The 14,990-nt window shown below is 74.0% G+C and carries 13 protein-coding genes; 8 read left to right on the forward strand and 5 right to left on the reverse strand.

What is annotated here, in order from left to right:
- The coding region (locus tag C2142_RS23845) for an IS1634 family transposase (protein WP_148644981.1) at positions 1-1,380 on the forward strand (1,380 nt) is incomplete at its 5' end.
- A gap of 23 nt (positions 1,381-1,403) precedes the next feature.
- On the opposite strand, the gene fdhD is transcribed toward C2142_RS23845, so the two are convergent.
- Positions 1,404-2,228, reverse strand: coding sequence for a formate dehydrogenase accessory sulfurtransferase FdhD (gene fdhD / locus C2142_RS23850; RefSeq protein ID WP_148644523.1), 825 nt, complete (start codon positions 2,226-2,228; stop codon positions 1,404-1,406).
- A 156-nt stretch (positions 2,229-2,384) separates the two neighbouring features.
- Here fdhD and hutH point away from each other — a divergent pair, with 156 nt between their 5' ends.
- Entirely contained in the window at positions 2,385-3,962 is a 1,578-nt protein-coding gene (hutH, locus tag C2142_RS23855; RefSeq protein WP_148644982.1) for a histidine ammonia-lyase, read from the forward strand.
- Between the two features lie 61 nt (positions 3,963-4,023).
- On the opposite strand, the gene C2142_RS23860 is transcribed toward hutH, so the two are convergent.
- A complete protein-coding gene (locus C2142_RS23860) occupies positions 4,024-4,446 on the reverse strand; it encodes a hypothetical protein (RefSeq protein ID WP_148644524.1) in 423 nt (140 codons plus the stop codon).
- Positions 4,447-4,667: 221 nt separating this feature from the next.
- On the opposite strand from C2142_RS23860, the gene C2142_RS23865 reads away from it, so the two are divergent.
- Positions 4,668-5,537 carry a MurR/RpiR family transcriptional regulator gene (locus C2142_RS23865; protein WP_148644525.1) on the forward strand — a complete coding sequence of 290 codons (870 nt, stop codon included), beginning with the start codon at positions 4,668-4,670 and terminating at the stop codon, positions 5,535-5,537.
- Positions 5,538-5,587: 50 nt separating this feature from the next.
- Here the strand turns inward: C2142_RS23865 and C2142_RS23870 are convergent, their stop codons facing one another.
- The gene (locus C2142_RS23870) at positions 5,588-6,067 is read right to left on the reverse strand and encodes an SRPBCC family protein (RefSeq protein WP_148644526.1); all 480 of its coding nucleotides are present in this window, start codon (positions 6,065-6,067) and stop codon (positions 5,588-5,590) included.
- Between the two features lie 117 nt (positions 6,068-6,184).
- On the opposite strand from C2142_RS23870, the gene C2142_RS23875 reads away from it, so the two are divergent.
- On the forward strand, positions 6,185-6,505 hold the full coding sequence (locus tag C2142_RS23875; RefSeq protein ID WP_148644527.1) for a hypothetical protein: 321 nt from the start codon (positions 6,185-6,187) through the stop codon (positions 6,503-6,505).
- A gap of 7 nt (positions 6,506-6,512) precedes the next feature.
- On the opposite strand, the gene C2142_RS23880 is transcribed toward C2142_RS23875, so the two are convergent.
- Positions 6,513-7,085, reverse strand: a complete 573-nt coding sequence (locus tag C2142_RS23880) for a Uma2 family endonuclease (protein WP_148644528.1) — start codon at positions 7,083-7,085, stop codon at positions 6,513-6,515.
- A 181-nt stretch (positions 7,086-7,266) separates the two neighbouring features.
- On the opposite strand from C2142_RS23880, the gene hutU reads away from it, so the two are divergent.
- The 4 genes from hutU to hutI all read left to right on the forward strand — a co-directional run bounded on the left by hutU (position 7,267) and on the right by hutI (position 12,779).
- A complete protein-coding gene (hutU, locus tag C2142_RS23885; protein WP_148644529.1) occupies positions 7,267-8,937 on the forward strand; it encodes a urocanate hydratase in 1,671 nt (556 codons plus the stop codon).
- 11 nt (positions 8,938-8,948) lie between these two features.
- Positions 8,949-10,151 (forward strand): allantoate amidohydrolase, encoded by a 1,203-nt coding sequence (locus tag C2142_RS23890; protein ID WP_148644983.1) that lies wholly within the window; start codon positions 8,949-8,951, stop codon positions 10,149-10,151.
- On the forward strand, positions 10,142-11,491 hold the full coding sequence (locus C2142_RS23895; RefSeq protein WP_148644530.1) for a formimidoylglutamate deiminase: 1,350 nt from the start codon (positions 10,142-10,144) through the stop codon (positions 11,489-11,491). Before C2142_RS23890 ends, C2142_RS23895 begins: the two co-directional genes overlap by 10 nt.
- A 118-nt stretch (positions 11,492-11,609) precedes the next feature.
- On the forward strand, positions 11,610-12,779 hold the full coding sequence (gene hutI / locus C2142_RS23900) for an imidazolonepropionase (protein WP_148644984.1): 1,170 nt from the start codon (positions 11,610-11,612) through the stop codon (positions 12,777-12,779).
- Positions 12,780-12,822: 43 nt separating this feature from the next.
- Here the strand turns inward: hutI and C2142_RS23905 are convergent, their stop codons facing one another.
- Complete coding sequence (locus C2142_RS23905) at positions 12,823-14,907, reverse strand: prolyl oligopeptidase family serine peptidase (RefSeq protein ID WP_148644531.1); 2,085 nt, start codon at positions 14,905-14,907, stop codon at positions 12,823-12,825.
- Positions 14,908-14,990: the final 83 nt, after the last annotated feature.

Here is a 14,990-nt window from a genome sequence, read left to right on the forward strand (position 1 = left end):
GGCGTCGAGCCGGACCTGCTCAACGACGACAGGCTCGCCCGCGCTCTCGACGCGATCGCCCCGCATCTGGAGGAGATCACCGGCTCCGTCGGCGCGCAGGCCATCGCGGAATTCGGCATCGACACCGCCCAAATTCACTGGGACATGACGTCGATGTCCCTGTTCGGCGCCTACGAGGACCAGGAAGAGGGCTTTCCGCAGGTCAGGTACGGTCACCCCAAGGACCGGCGGGTGGATCTGAAGCAGATCCAGGCCGGCCTGGCCGTCACCCGCGACGGCGGGATCCCCCTCTTCCACCGGGTCTACGACGGCGGCGCGGGCGAGGTCGCGCAGGTCGTCGGCGCGATGAACGCCCTGCGGAAGACCGCCGAGCGCAAGGACTTCCTGCTCGTCGCGGACTCCAAACTCGTCTCCCACCCGAACATCACCGCACTGCTGGACGCGAAGGTCGACTTCATCGCCCCGCTCCCGGCCGCCCAGGTCAAGGCGGATGTCTACGCCGCCCTCGACCTTCACTCCGCCCGGCCGGTCGACTACGTCAACGACCGCGACCGCGAGCGGAACACCCCCGCCGACCAACGGGAGTCCTACCGGGTCCTGGAGGACGTCCACGTCATGACCGGGCCACGCAAGAGCGACCCGCAGCACCGGCTGCGCAGGATCCTGGTCCACTCCACCGGCAACGCCAAAGGCCAGCAGGCCGCCCGCGCCAAGCGCCTGGCCCGGGCCGCGGAAGACCTGGAGAAACTGCAGCGCTCGGCCGGCGGCCGCTTCTACAACACCGCGGCCAAGGTCGAGGCCCGCATCGGCGTGATCGCCAAAACCCGCCGGGTCGCGAGCTGCCTGCGCACCGGGGTCACCGTCGATTCCGACGGGCGCCCGTCCCTGGCCTGGCACTTCGATCAGGACATCCTGGACACCGAGGCCGCCGCCGACGGCTGGTACGCCCTGGTCACCCGGCTCACTCCCGAGCAGGCCGACGCCGCCGAGGTCCTCAAGCGCTACAAGGGCCAAGGCGTCGTCGAGCGTCGCTACAACGACTTCAAGGGCCCGCTCGCCGTCGCCCCGATCTTCCTGGAACACAACCGGCGCATCGCCGCCCTGATCACCGTCATCTGCCTGGCCCTACTCGTGTTCTGCCTGATCGAACGCCAGGTCCGCCAGGCCCTGGGCCCCGACCGGACCATGGGCGGCCTCTACCCCGACAACCGCAAGGTCCGCCCCACCGGCCGCATGATCCTCTACCACCTCGACAGCCTCATGCTCCGACCCGGCACCGCGACCAGCCCACCCGTCATCCTCATCAACCGAGGAGTCCAAGCACACCTGCTCGAACTCCTCGGCATCGACGAAACCCGACCCCGCTGGCTGGAAACCTAAGACCCCACCTGCGAAGTCACCGGCTAGCCGGTGATGCGGTCCGGGCGGGTGTAGACGTTGGCGCCCTCGCCGCGCAGGAAGCCGACCAGGGTCAGGCCCAGCTCCTCGGCGAGGTCAACCGCGAGCGAGGACGGTGCCGAGACGGCGGCCAGCAGCGGTATGCCCGCCAGCGCCGCCTTCTGGGTCAGCTCGAACGACGCCCGCCCGCTGACCAGCAGCACGTGCCCGGTCAGCGGCAGCCGCCCGGCGCGCAGCGCCCAGCCGACCACCTTGTCCACCGCGTTGTGCCGGCCGACGTCCTCACGGGCGCAGAGCAGCTCGCCGGTCGTGCCGTCGAACAGTCCGGCCGCGTGCAGGCCGCCGGTCGACTCGAAGGTGCGCTGCGCGGCCCGCAGGGCGTCCGGCAGCCCGTACAGCAGGGCGGGCGGGACGGTCAGCGGATCGTCCGCGACGGGGTGGCGGACGTGGGTGCGGACGGCGTCCACGGTGTCCCGGCCGCAGAGGCCGCAGGCGCTGGTGGTGAGCAGGTTGCGGTGGGCGGAGAGCGGGACGGTGCCGACGCCGCGCAGCGTCGCGTCCACCACGTTGTAGGTGTTGGCGCCGGCCTCGTCCGTCCCGGCGCAGTAGCGCAGCGCGGCCAGCCCGTCCGTCGTGTGGACCAGCCCCTCGCCGACCAGGAAGCCGGCCACCAGGTCGAAGTCCTGCCCCGGGGTGCGCATGGTCACCGTGAGCGGCTCGCCGCCGAGCCGGATCTCCAGCGGCTCCTCCGCCGCGAGCGCGTCCGGCCGCGCGCTGCGCACGTCCCCGCGCAGTCGCACGACCCGCCGTCGCGCCGTCGCCCGTGTCATCGCCCCGCCACCTCCGCGCCGTTCGTCACCCCCACAGCGTGCGCCACGGGCCGGGGTAACCGAAAATCCTGCTGACCGGCGCAGCGTCCGCGGAGACCGAATGGGCGCAGGCGGTTGTCATATCTTCATTCACCTGATGTGATGGTGTATATGGATATGCACAGTGCTGCGGCCCCCCACGCGCCGCTCGTCCAGGTCGGCAAGGCCGACGTCAGCGCCGAGGACGTGCTGGCCGTCGCCCGTGGCAACGCCAAGGTCGAGATCGGCCCCGACGCGATCGCCGAGATGGCGACCGCGCGTGCCCGGATCGACGCCCTCGCCGCCGAACCGCGCCCCGTCTACGGCGTCTCCACCGGCTTCGGCGCACTCGCCGTCCGGCACATCAGCCCCGAGCTGCGCGCCCAGCTCCAGCGCTCGCTGGTGCGCTCGCACGCCGCCGGCATGGGCCCGGCGGTGGAGCGCGAGGTGGTCCGCGCGCTGATCTTCCTGCGGATGAAGACGCTCGCCTCGGGCCGGACCGGCGTGCGCCCGCTCGTCGCCCAGACCATGGCCGCCATCCTCAACGCCGGCATCACCCCGGTGGTCCGCGAGTTCGGCTCGCTCGGCTGCTCCGGCGACCTCGCGCCGCTGTCGCACTGCGCGCTGGCCCTGATGGGCGAAGGCGTGGCCACCGGCCCCGACGGCGTCGAGAAGCCCGCCGGCGAGCTGCTCGCCGCGGCCGGCATCGAGCCGGTCGAGCTGCTGGAGAAGGAGGGCCTGGCCCTCATCAACGGCACCGACGGCATGCTCGGCATGCTGGTGATGGCCATCGCCGACCTCCAGCGCCTGTTCACCACCGCCGACATCACCGCCGCGATGACCCTGGAGGCGCTGCTCGGCTCCGACAAGGTGCTCGCCCCCGAGCTGCACGCCCCGATCCGCCCGCACCCCGGCCAGGCGCTCTCCGCCGCCAACATGCTGGCCGTCCTCAAGGACTCCGGCCTCACCGGCCACCACCAGGACGACGCGCCGCGCGTCCAGGACGCCTACTCGATCCGCTGCGCCCCGCAGGTCGCCGGCGCCGGGCGCGACACCCTGGCCCACGCCGCGCTGGTCGCCTCCCGCGAGCTGGCCGCCTCCGTCGACAACCCGGTGGTGCTGCCGGACGGCCGCGTCGAGTCCAACGGCAACTTCCACGGCGCCCCGGTCGCGTACGTGCTGGACTTCCTCGCCATCGCCGCCGCCGACCTCGGCTCGATCTCCGAGCGCCGCACCGACCGGCTGCTCGACAAGGCCCGCTCGCACGGCCTGCCGGCCTTCCTGGCCGACGACCCGGGCGTGGACTCCGGCCTGATGATCGCCCAGTACACCCAGGCGGCGCTGGTCAGCGAGAACAAGCGGCTCGCGGTTCCGGCCTCGGTCGACTCGATCCCGTCCTCGGCGATGCAGGAGGACCACGTCTCGATGGGCTGGTCCGCAGCCCGCAAGCTGCGCCAGGCGGTCGAGAACCTCGGCCGGATCCTCGCCGTCGAACTCACCGCCGCCGCCCGCGCACTGGAGATCCGCCAGCAGGCCGACGCCAGCGGCACGGTGGCCCCCGCCACCGCCGCGGCGATGGCCGCCGCCCGGGAGGCCGGGGTCGGCGGCGCCGGCCGCGACCGCTTCCTCTCGCCGGACCTGGAGGCCGCCGCCGCGCTGGTCGCCTCCGGCGCGCTGGTGCAGGCGGTCGAGCAGGTTACCGGTCCGCTGGCCTGACGGCCGGAGCCCGACGGCCCGGGCCCGACGGCCGAGGCACGATGTCGCGGGGCGGGTGGGATCAGTCCCACTCGCTCCGCGGCTGCTTCGGCCGGCGGTCCTCCCGCCGGTTGCCCAGGGCGGCCGCGACGTTGACCCCGACGATCCCGGTCCAGCAGACCACCAGGCCCAGGAGGCCGGTGAAGCCGTTGCTCCCGCCGTTGGTCGCGATGGCGGTCAGCGGGATGCCCAGGACCAGCGAGGCCATCGGCAGCCTCGTGCCGGAGCGGCCGCTCCGGCGGCGCAGGTGCTCGGCCGGCCCGTAGTCGTCGAGCCGCTCGGCGACCCGGCGCTCCACCCGGGCGTCGAGGCGGGCGTCCAGCCGGGACTCCAGGCGGGTCAGGAACGAGTCGACCAGCTCGGGCTCGTACTCCTTGCCGAGTTCCTTGCGGGCCTGCAGGGTGGCGTCGAGGTCGCGGCGCAGTTCGTCCTGGCGAGTGTTCATGGCTATCAGCCTGGGACCGCGAGGCCTGCGCGGTCCATCCGTCCGCGCGGTAATCCGGGCGGACTCAGGGGGAAATCAGGGTCACCCCGAGGGTCCGGGGAAGCCCGTCCCGCCCCTCGGGACGTCTCATCCGGCGTCCCGGCGTACGAGACGTCTTTGCCAGCGGCCGCGCACTGCTGCACAGTCGTCGTCCGAACAGCTCGCACCCGGAGGTACCGCTGATGACCGCCACCGACGACACCGGCACGGTCGGCCCCTCCGCCCGGCTGCTCCAGCTCTTCGAGGGCCACCGGCTCACCCCCACCCAGCGCCGGATCGCGCACTCGCTGGTCCGGCACGCCACCGAGGCGCCCTTCCTCTCCAGTGTCGAGGTCGCCGAACTGGCCGGGGTCAGCCAGCCCTCCGTCACCCGCTTCGCGGTTGCCCTCGGCTACGACGGCTACCCGGCGCTGCGCAGGCAGCTGCGCGAACTCGGCGCGGGCGAGCCGGCCGCCCCCGAGACCCCGGCCGACGCCGTCCGCAACGAGCACCAGCAGGCCGTCCTCGCCGAGATCGAGCACCTGCGGCTCCTCGCCGACCTCCTCGCCGATCCCGAGCCGATCACCCGCGCCGCCCGCCTCCTCGCCGCCTCCCGCCCGCTGCCCGTCCTCGGCCTGCGGGCCGCCTCCGCCCAGGCCCGCGGCTTCGCCTACTTCGCGGCCAAGGTGCACCCCGACATCCGGCTCCTCGACGAGGGCGGCAGCATGCTCGCCGACCGGCTCGAACAGGCCGCCGCGGCCGGCGCCAGCGCCCTGCTCTGCTTCGCGCTGCCGCGCTACCCGCGCGAGCTGATGGACGCCCTGGCGGTGGCCCGGGAGTGCGGGCTGACCGTCCTCACCGTCGCCGACAGCGCGTTCGCGCCGGTCGCCAAGCTCTCCGACCTGATGCTGCCGGCCGCCGTCGGCACCGGGCTCGTCTTCGACACCGCCTGCGCGCCGATGATGCTCGGCCGGGTGCTGCTGCAGACCATGTGCGACGAACTCCCCGGTGCGGAGGCCCGGTTGGAGGCGATCGAGCAGTCGGCGGCGGCGCGCGGTCTCTTCCTGGAGTAGAAGGGGCCTGGAGTAGAAGGGACCCGGAGCGGCCGGCGGCGGCCGGACGGTCAGCCGGCGAGGGCGTTCCGGAGCCGGTCCAGGGTGGCGCGCATGCCGGCCCGGTTGGCCGCGGGCCGCCGCTCCGGGGAGACCCCGGTGAAGACCTTGCCGAGCAGCTCGGCGAACGGCGCGCTGCGCCCGGTGCGCAGGTCCCGCCAGTACTCGGTGACCGTCGTCCCGCCGTTCCCGTCCGCCGCGAAGCGGTAGCCCCACTCGGCGATCGGGATCCCGAACGAGTCGACCCGGAAGGCGAATTCACGGTCCGGATCGGCGACCGTCACCCGGCAGGTGGTGAACCAGACGAAGAGCCCGCGGCGGTTGAACCCGACGAACCGCTCGCCCGCCCGGAGCGACCCCCGGCGGGCCCAGACCGCGCGGCACTCCGGGCTCCACTCGCCCGTCCGGCGCACCTCGCTGACGGCCCGGTAGGCGGCGGCCGGCCCGGCCGCCACCGTGACGCTCTCCTCGATGCTCCACTCGCGGCCCATTGCGGCCCCTCCCCGATCGTTCCCGCCCGGTGTCGGCGCTTGTGCGCGCGTCAGTGACCGTACCGTCACGTTGCCGATCCGCCCAGAGCGGGTATCACCCTGTCAGGGGGTGCCGCCATGCGCGTGATCCACGAGATGAAGTTCGTCGGCCGGCTCGCCTCCGGTGCCGACGAATGGTCCTGCCCCGCCTGCGGACGCCGCGTCACCCTGCGCCGTCTGCCCGGACCCGAACTCACCGTCCTCGACCCGGGTGACGAGAGCGCCGTCCATGTCGGCGTCATCGAACCCGACGCCGGCGCGGCCGCCGCGGCCGAGAGGTACGGCCTCGGCCCCGTCCAGGAGATCCCCCGCCCGCCCCGCCCGGCCGCCCCCGACGACGAGGACCGCCGCTGGCTCGCCGAGATCGGCATCGACTGGGACGGCGGCGCGGCGGCGTGAGGGTGTGTCAGCGGCGCGGGGCGTAGAGCGGCAGCGAGGCGGTCTGCAGCTCCGGTGGCAGGGGTGCGGCGAGCGGAACGGGCTCGCCGTACTTCCCGTGCAGCACGCCCTGGTAGGCGCCGTCGCGCGGGTGGGTGTAGAGCGTCCAGGTGCCGTTGCGCGGGTCGACCGCAAGGAGGACGGCCACGCTCGCGCCGGCGTACCAGTCGGTCTTGGTGGCGATACTCCTCACACCTTCCGAGTTGGAGATCACCTCGACGGCCAGTGCGACCTCGTGGGGGTCGGCCAGCCACGCGTCGTCCTCGTCCCAGTCCACCGGGAGGACGACCAGATCAGGAGTGACGTAGTCCTCGTCGTTGCCGGGCATGTAGATGGACGACACCTCGTAGGCGCCCAGATCTGCGGGCAGCTGCGGGTCAAGCTGGATGCGTAGGCGTCGTACGGTCCCCGCGTGCTTGCCGCGGCGGGCCGGGGACATCACCAGGGTTCCTCCGATGATCTGCACGCGGAGGCCGGTGCTCCGTTCGATCTCCTCGGCGGCGTCACGGAGTCTCCCGGGGCGCACGGTGATGGCCGTCATCGCGTCCTCCGTCCGTCGGCGCTGGGCCGAGTGGCTGGTGTTCGCCGGGTTCAGGGTAACGCTCGGGGCCAGAACGCGCGGGCGCTGATCGGATGGCTCCGAGGTCTGGCCGGAAGCTGAATGATTGGATATATTCAGCCGAGTAGAGTCTGAATGAATTCATCCGCAGGGAGGCCGTGACATGGTGCAGCAGCAGGCGAGCGGGCCGCGTGAGGTGCGTGCGGCGCGAGGTACGGCGCTGACGACGCAGGGGTGGCAGCAGGAGGCGGCCCTGCGGATGCTGATGAACAACCTCGACCCCGAGGTGGCCGAGCACCCGTCGAAGCTGGTCGTCTACGGCGGCACCGGCAAGGCGGCGCGCGACTGGCGTTCCTTCGACGCCATGGTGAAGACGCTGCAGGGGCTGAAGCAGGACGAGACCATGCTGGTCCAGTCCGGGCGGCCGGTCGGCGTCATGCAGACGCACGAGTGGGCGCCGCGGGTCCTGATCGCCAACTCCAACCTGGTCGGCGACTGGGCCAACTGGGAGGAGTTCCGCCGGCTGGAGAGCCTCGGGCTCACCATGTACGGGCAGATGACCGCCGGGTCGTGGATCTACATCGGCACCCAGGGCATCCTCCAGGGCACCTACGAGACCTTCGCGGCCGTCGCCAACAAGCGGTTCAACGGCACGCTGGAGGGGACGATCACCCTCACCGCCGGCCTCGGCGGGATGGGCGGCGCCCAGCCGCTGGCCGTCACCATGAACGGCGGCGTGGCGATCTGCATCGACTGCGACCCGTCCCGGATCTCCCGCCGCATCGAGCACCGCTACCTGGACGTCGAGGCCAAGAACCTCTCGCACGCGCTGGAGCTGGCCACCGCCGCCCGCGACAAGAAGCAGCCGCTCTCCATCGGCCTGCTGGGCAACGCCGCCGAGCTGTTCCCGCAGCTGCTCGCGATGGACGCGCCGATCGACATCGTCACCGACCAGACCAGCGCCCACGACCCGCTGAGCTACCTGCCGCTCGGCGTCGCCTTCGACGACATGGCGACGTACGCGGCCGAGAAGCCCGCCGAGTTCACCCAGCGCTCCCGTGAGTCGATGGCCAAGCACGTCGAGGCGATGGTCGGCTTCCAGGACCGCGGCGCCGAGGTGTTCGACTACGGCAACTCGATCCGCGGCGAGGCCCAGCTGGCCGGTTACGACCGCGCCTTCGCCTTCCCCGGCTTCGTCCCCGCGTACATCCGCCCGCTGTTCTGCGAGGGCAAGGGCCCGTTCCGCTGGGCCGCCCTGTCCGGCGACCCCCAGGACATCCACAAGACCGACAAGGCCGTGCTCGACCTCTTCCCGGAGAACGAGTCGCTGCACCGCTGGATCAAGATGGCCCAGGAGAAGGTGCACTTCCAGGGCCTTCCGGCGCGCATCTGCTGGCTCGGCTACGGCGAGCGCGACAAGGCCGGCGAGCGCTTCAACGACATGGTCGCCTCCGGCGAGCTGTCCGCGCCGATCGTGATCGGCCGCGACCACCTGGACTGCGGCTCGGTCGCCTCCCCGTACCGGGAGACCGAGGCGATGCTGGACGGCTCCGACGCGATCGCCGACTGGCCGCTGCTCAACGCCATGGTCAACGTCGCCTCCGGCGCGTCCTGGGTCTCCATCCACCACGGCGGCGGCGTCGGCATCGGCCGCTCGATCCACGCGGGCCAGGTCACGGTGGCCGACGGCACCCCGCTGGCCGGCGAGAAGATCCGCCGGGTGCTCACCAACGACCCGGGCATGGGCGTCATCCGGCACGTCGACGCCGGCTACGACCGGGCCGACGAGGTCGCCGCCGAGCGCGGCGTGCGCATCCCGATGGGTGAGCTGTGAGCTTCGAAGAGATGTGGGCGGAGCTGCTCCCCGTGGGCCGCTCCGCCGCCTCCGGCGGCTACCGCCGCTTCGCCTGGAACTCCGCGGACGCCGAGTGCCGGGCCTGGTTCGAGGAGCAGGCCCGCAAGCGCGGCCTGACCTACGAGCTGGACCGCAACGGCAACCAGTGGGCCTGGCTCGGCGACCCGGCCGCCGGCGGCGCGGTCGTCACCGGCTCCCACCTGGACTCCGTCCCGGACGGCGGTGCCTACGACGGCCCGCTCGGCGTGGTCTCCTCCTTCGCCGCGCTCGACGAACTGCGCAGCAGGAACGCCGAGCTCACCCGGCCGCTGGCGATCGTCAACTTCGGCGACGAGGAGGGTGCCCGGTTCGGCGTGGCCTGCATCGGCTCCCGCCTCACCGCCGGCGTGCTCGGCAGGGAGGCCGCGTACGAGCTGCGCGACGCCGACGGCGTCCGGCTGCCCGACGCGATGGAGAAGGCCGGCTACGACCCGGCCGCGATCGGCGCGGACGGCGACCGGCTGGCCCGGATCGGCGCCTTCGTCGAACTCCACGTCGAGCAGGGCCGCTACCTGGCCGAGGACCAGCCGGTCGGCGTGGCCAGCGCGATCTGGCCGCACGGCCGCTGGCGGTTCGACTTCCACGGCGAGGCCAACCACGCCGGCACCACCCGGATCGAGGACCGCCGCGACCCGATGCTCACCTACGCCAACACCGTGCTCTCCGCGCGGAAGAAGGCGAAGCTGGCGGGCGCCCTGGCCACCTTCGGCAAGGTCGCCGTCGAGCCCAACGGCACCAACGCGATCGCCTCGCTGGTCCGCGGCTGGCTGGACTCCCGGGCCGCCGACGAGGAGACGCTCACCGGGCTGGTCGAGGAGATCGAGCGGGCCGCGTACGAGCGCGGCGAGCGCGACGGCGTCCGGGTGCAGCTGACCCGCGAGTCCTACACCCCGGTGGTGGACTTCGACGGGCCGCTGCGCGACCGGCTCGCCCGGCGGCTCAACAGGACCGGGACCCCCGGCGGCGTGCCGGTGCTGCCCACCGGCGCAGGACACGACGCCGGAATCCTGGCATCGGCGGTCCCGACCGCCATGCTGTTCGTACGTAACCCGAGCGGTGTCTCGCACTCCCCGGCCGAACACGCCGAGACGGCCGACTGCCTGGCCGGCGTCGCCGCTCTCGCCGACGTACTGGAGGACCTGGCGTGTCAGTGACCTACTGGGCGCAGTACGCCTGGCTGCCGCACGTCAACGGGCCGGTGGTCGAGCAGGACGTGCTGATCGCCACCGGCGCCGGCGGCCGGATCACCGGGGTGACGCCGGACAGCGGGCCCTGCCCGCCCGGCGCCGTCCGGCTGGAGGGGCTGCTGCTGCCCGGCCAGGCCAACGCCCACTCGCACGCCTTCCACCGGGCGCTGCGCGGCAACGTCCAGGTCGGCTCCGGCACCTTCTGGACGTGGCGCGACACCATGTACCGGTTCGCCACCGCGCTCGACCCGGACAGCTACCTGGAGCTCGCCACCGCCGTCTACGCCGAGATGGCGCTGGCCGGGATCACCGCGGTCGGGGAGTTCCACTACCTGCACCACGCCCCCGGCGGCGTCCGCTACGACGACCCGAACGCGATGGGCGAGGCGCTGATCGAGGCCGCGTCCCGGGCCGGCATCCGGATCACCCTGCTGGATACCTGCTACCTGTCCTCCGGCTTCGGCGCCGAGCCGACCAAGCCGCAGCTGCGGTTCAGCGACGGCGATGCCGACGCCTGGGCCGAGCGCGCCGACGCGCTGAAGCCGCGCGAGCACGCCCGGATCGGCGCCGCGATCCACTCGGTGCGGGCGGTACCGGCCGAGCAGCTCGGCACCGTCGCGCACTGGTCGGCGATGCGCAAGGCCCCGTTGCACGTCCACCTCTCCGAGCAGACCGCCGAGAACGACGCCTGCCTCAACGCGCACGGCGTCACCCCGACCCGGCTGCTCGCCGACCACGGCGCCCTCGGGCCGCGTACTTCCGCCGTGCACGCCACCCACCTCACCGAGGAGGACGTCAAGCTCCTCACCGACTCCTCGACCGTCATCTGCATGTGCCCCACCACCGAGCGGGACCTCGCGGACGGCATCGGCCCGGCCCGCCAGCTGGCCTCGGCCGGCTGCCCGGTCACCCTCGGCAGCGACAGCCACGCCGTCATCGACCCGTTCGAGGAGGCCCGGGCACTGGAGCTGGACGAGCGGCTGCGCACCCGCACCCGGGGGCACTGGACGGCGAACGCGCTGCTGCGGGCCGGCACGGAGGACGGGCACGCCTCGCTCGGCTGGCCGGAGGCCGGGCGGGTCGAGGCCGGCTCGCTGGCCGACTTCACCGTGATCGCGCTGGACTCGGTGCGCACCGCGGGGCCGCCGCCCCGGCTCGGCGCCGAGATCGCGGTGTTCGCCGCCTCGGCCGCCGACGTGCGGCACGTGGTGGTCGGTGGCCGGCACGTGGTCAGGGACGGGGTGCACCAGCTGGTGCCGGACGTCCCGGGGGCCCTGCACTCGGCGATCGCCGCGCTGAGCTGCTGAGCCGTCGAACCTCCCTCAACTCCGGGGGCGGGCGGGGACCGATCCCGCCCGCCCCCGGGTCCATTTCGTTCGTGAAAGGTCCCACGTGAGCACCCCGAGCAGCCCGAAGACCGCCGGTATGCCGAGCACCCTGATCACCGGCATCGGAAGCCTGGTCACCAACGACCCCGCGCACGGTACCGGGCCGCTCGGCCTGCTCACCGACGCGGCCGTGGTGGTCGACGACGGCACGATCGCCTGGGTCGGCCCGGCCGCCGGGGCACCGGCCGCCGACGAGCGCTTCGACGCGGCGGGCCGGGCGCTGCTGCCGGGCTTCGTCGACTCGCATGCCCACCTGGTCTTCGCGGGGGACCGCACCGCCGAGTTCAACGCCCGGATGTCCGGCCAGTCGTACAGCGCCGGGGGCATCCGCACCACGGTGGCCGCCACCCGGGCCGCGAGCGACGCCGAACTCGACGCCAACCTGGCCCGGTTCGTCCGCGAGGCACTGCGGCAGGGCACCACCGCGATCGAGTGCAAGTCGGGCTACGGGCTGACCGTCCAGGACGAGGCCCGGGCGCTGCGGATCGCCGCCTCCTACACCCCCGAGACCACCTACCTCGGCGCCCACGTCGTCGCCCCGGAGTACGCCGACGACCCGGCCGGCTACGTCGACCTGGTCACCGGGGACATGCTGGACGCCTGTGCGCCGTACGCCCGTTGGGTCGACGTGTTCTGCGAGAACGGCGCCTTCGACGGCGACCAGGCGCGGGCCGTCCTGACCGCCGGGATCGAGCGCGGGCTCACCCCCCGGGTGCACGCCAACCAGCTCTCCTACGGACCGGGCGTGCAGCTCGCCGTCGAGCTGGGGGCGGCCTCCGCCGACCACTGCACCCACCTGACGGACGAGGACGTGGCCGCGCTGGCCGGTTCGGCGACGGTGGCCACCCTGCTGCCCGGCGCGGAGTTCTCCACCCGCGCCGCCTACCCGGACGCACGCCGGCTGCTCGACGCGGGCGCCGTGGTCGCGCTCTCGACTGACTGCAACCCCGGCTCCAGCTTCACCAGTTCGATGGCGTTCTGCATCGCGGTCGCGGTGCGGGAGATGGGGATGACGCCGGACGAGGCGGTCTGGGCCGCCACCGCGGGCGGTGCGCACGCGCTGCGGCGCTCGGACGTCGGGACGGTGTCGGTGGGCGCCCGGGCCGACCTCCAGCTGCTGGACGCGCCCTCGCACGTCCACCTCGCCTACCGGCCGGGCGTGCCGCTGACGGCGGCGGTCTGGCGGGCGGGCGTGCGGGAGGTCTGAGCCGCAGCCCCCGCGCCCCGGGCGGGGCGCGGGGGAGCGCCGGTCAGGAGAGGCCCAGGGAACGCCTCAGGAACTCCAGCTGGTGGTGGTGGAGGTTCTCCGCCACCACCTCGTCGGCGGGAGTGTGGGTGGTGCCGCTGAGCGGCAGGAGCTCGTGCGGACGGCCGGCGGCGAGCAGGGCGCCGGAGAGCCGCAGGGCGTGCACGGGGAACACGTTGTCGTCGGCGAGGCCGTGGACCAGCAGCAGCGGTCGGCGCAGGGCGGGTGCGTCACCGATCAGCGAGCAGGCGTCGTAGCGCCCGGGGTGCTCGTCCGGGTGGCCGAGGAAACGCTCCTGCCAGTGGGTGTCGTAGAGCCGCTGGTCGGTGGGGGCCGCCCCGGCGACGGCGGCGTGGAAGACGTCCGGGCGCCGCAGGACGGCGAGCGCGGCGAGGTAGCCGCCGTAGGACCAGCCGCGGATGGCGACCCGGTCGAGGTCGAGCAGCCCGGGCCGCAGGCGGGCGGCCGCGTGCAGGGCCTCGACCTGGTCCTCCAGGGCGGGCGTGGCCTTGTCCCCGAAGATCTCCTTCTCCCAGCGGGGGCCGCGCCCCGGGGTGCCGCGGCCGTCGACGGCCAGGACGGCGAAGCCCTGGTCGGCGAACCACTGCGAGACGAGGTCCCACCAGGCGCCGCCGGTGGTGACCTTCTGCAGCGCGGACCCGCCGTACGGGTCGAGGAGGACGGGCAGCGGGCCGTCCCCGGGGCGGTGGCCGGCCGGCAGAAAGAGCGCGGCGCGCAGGTCGCGCGGGCCGAGGCGGAGCGGTTCGGGGTGTGCGGCGAGGACGGGCGGCTGCGCGTACGAGGTCACCGGGAGCGTCGGCCGCCCGTCGCGCCGGACGGTGGTCCGGCCGGCAGGGGCTCCGGGCAGCCGGGTGGTGAGGACGAGCGTGCCGCCGCGCAGCACGCCGGTGTGGAGGCCGGGTCCGTCGCTCAGTCGCCGGAGGCCGTCGGCGGGGTCGTAGCACCACAGGTGGGTCTCGGTGGGCTCGTCGGTGGCGGTGAACAGCACCCGCTCGCCGTCGGTCCCGAGCACCGCGCGCAGCTGGAGCCCGTCCGGGGTGACGGGCCTGCCGTCGACGGTGAGGTGCCGGGTGTCGCCGTGGTCGGCTGAGCCGACCGGTGCGCCGTCCGCGGTGCGGGCCGGCAGGCCGGGGACGAGCTCGACCCAGTGCTCGTCGCGCTGCTCGGCGAGCAGCCGGGTGGTGCCGTCCGGGCCGATCGCGAGCGTGCGGACGGTGCGCTGGTCGCGGCTCTGCACGGCGGCGTACGGGCCGTGGCCGTCCCAGCCGGCGGCGGGCAGGTACTCGTACGCCGCCCGGTCCCAGCGGACCTCGGTACGGCTGCCGTCGAGGCCGAGCAGCCAGAGCGAGACGTCCGCGTTGGCGGTGCCGGCCAGCGGGTAGCGGATGACGCGCGGCCGCTGCTGCGGGTCGGCCGGGTCGGCGAGGTGGAGACGGCTCAGCGGACGGTTGTCGACCCGGGCGGCGAGCAGCCCGGCACCGTCCGGGGACCACCAGTGGCCGCGGGTGCGGAACATCGACTCGGCGGCGACGTGGTCGGCGACCCCGTACGCCACCTCCTCCGCCTCGGGTTCGGCGAGCGCGCGGTCGTCGGTGCCGTCCGTCCCGACCACGCGCAGGGCGCCGCCGCCGGCGTAGGCGATCCGGCGGCCGGCCGGGTCGAGGCGAGGGTCGTACACCTCGGTGCCGGTGGGGACGCGCCGGACGGTGCCGTCGGCGGTGTCGGCGAGCCAGAGTGCGCCGCCGAGGGCGAAGGCGGCGAGCCGGCCGGCGGCGTCGGTGCTGAAGGAGGTGATGCCGGTGCCCAGCACCCGGGCCCGTTCGCGGCGGATGCGCTCGGCCTCGGGGACTTCGCCGCCGGGCTCGCCGAGCGCCGCGGGATCGGCGACCAGCCGCTCCCCGCCGGTGGCGGTGTCCAGCGCCCAGAGGCAGCCGACCGGGTCGTCGCCGGCCCGGCTGCGCAGGAACAGCACGGTGCGGCCGTCGGCGGAGACGGCCGGGTGGGCGGGGGCGCCCAGGGTGAAGCGGCGGGTGCGGGCGAGCTGGCGGGGGAGGGTGTCGGTCGGCATCCGGACACCGTAGGCAGAAAGGGGCCGGGCGCGCCCGGGAAACGGGCCTTCCCGGCCGGGCGGGCCCGGTGCGGGTGCCGCGG

The sequence above is a fragment of the Streptomyces sp. CB01881 genome, assembly GCF_002953255.1.
Lineage (GTDB): Bacteria > Actinomycetota > Actinomycetes > Streptomycetales > Streptomycetaceae > Kitasatospora.

Bases quoted from the DNA above. Each gene is read 5' to 3' on its own strand.
- fdhD (WP_148644523.1), bottom strand. From the start codon at position 2,228: ATGACACGGGCGACGGCGCGACGGCGGGTCGTGCGACTGCGCGGGGAC.
- hutH (WP_148644982.1), top strand. From the start codon at position 2,385: ATGCACAGTGCTGCGGCCCCCCACGCGCCGCTCGTCCAGGTCGGCAAG.
- C2142_RS23860 (WP_148644524.1), bottom strand. From the start codon at position 4,446: ATGAACACTCGCCAGGACGAACTGCGCCGCGACCTCGACGCCACCCTG.
- C2142_RS23865 (WP_148644525.1), top strand. From the start codon at position 4,668: ATGACCGCCACCGACGACACCGGCACGGTCGGCCCCTCCGCCCGGCTG.
- C2142_RS23870 (WP_148644526.1), bottom strand. From the start codon at position 6,067: ATGGGCCGCGAGTGGAGCATCGAGGAGAGCGTCACGGTGGCGGCCGGG.
- C2142_RS23875 (WP_148644527.1), top strand. From the start codon at position 6,185: ATGCGCGTGATCCACGAGATGAAGTTCGTCGGCCGGCTCGCCTCCGGT.
- C2142_RS23880 (WP_148644528.1), bottom strand. From the start codon at position 7,085: ATGACGGCCATCACCGTGCGCCCCGGGAGACTCCGTGACGCCGCCGAG.
- hutU (WP_148644529.1), top strand. From the start codon at position 7,267: ATGGTGCAGCAGCAGGCGAGCGGGCCGCGTGAGGTGCGTGCGGCGCGA.
- C2142_RS23890 (WP_148644983.1), top strand. From the start codon at position 8,949: ATGTGGGCGGAGCTGCTCCCCGTGGGCCGCTCCGCCGCCTCCGGCGGC.
- hutI (WP_148644984.1), top strand. From the start codon at position 11,610: ATGCCGAGCACCCTGATCACCGGCATCGGAAGCCTGGTCACCAACGAC.
- C2142_RS23905 (WP_148644531.1), bottom strand. From the start codon at position 14,907: ATGCCGACCGACACCCTCCCCCGCCAGCTCGCCCGCACCCGCCGCTTC.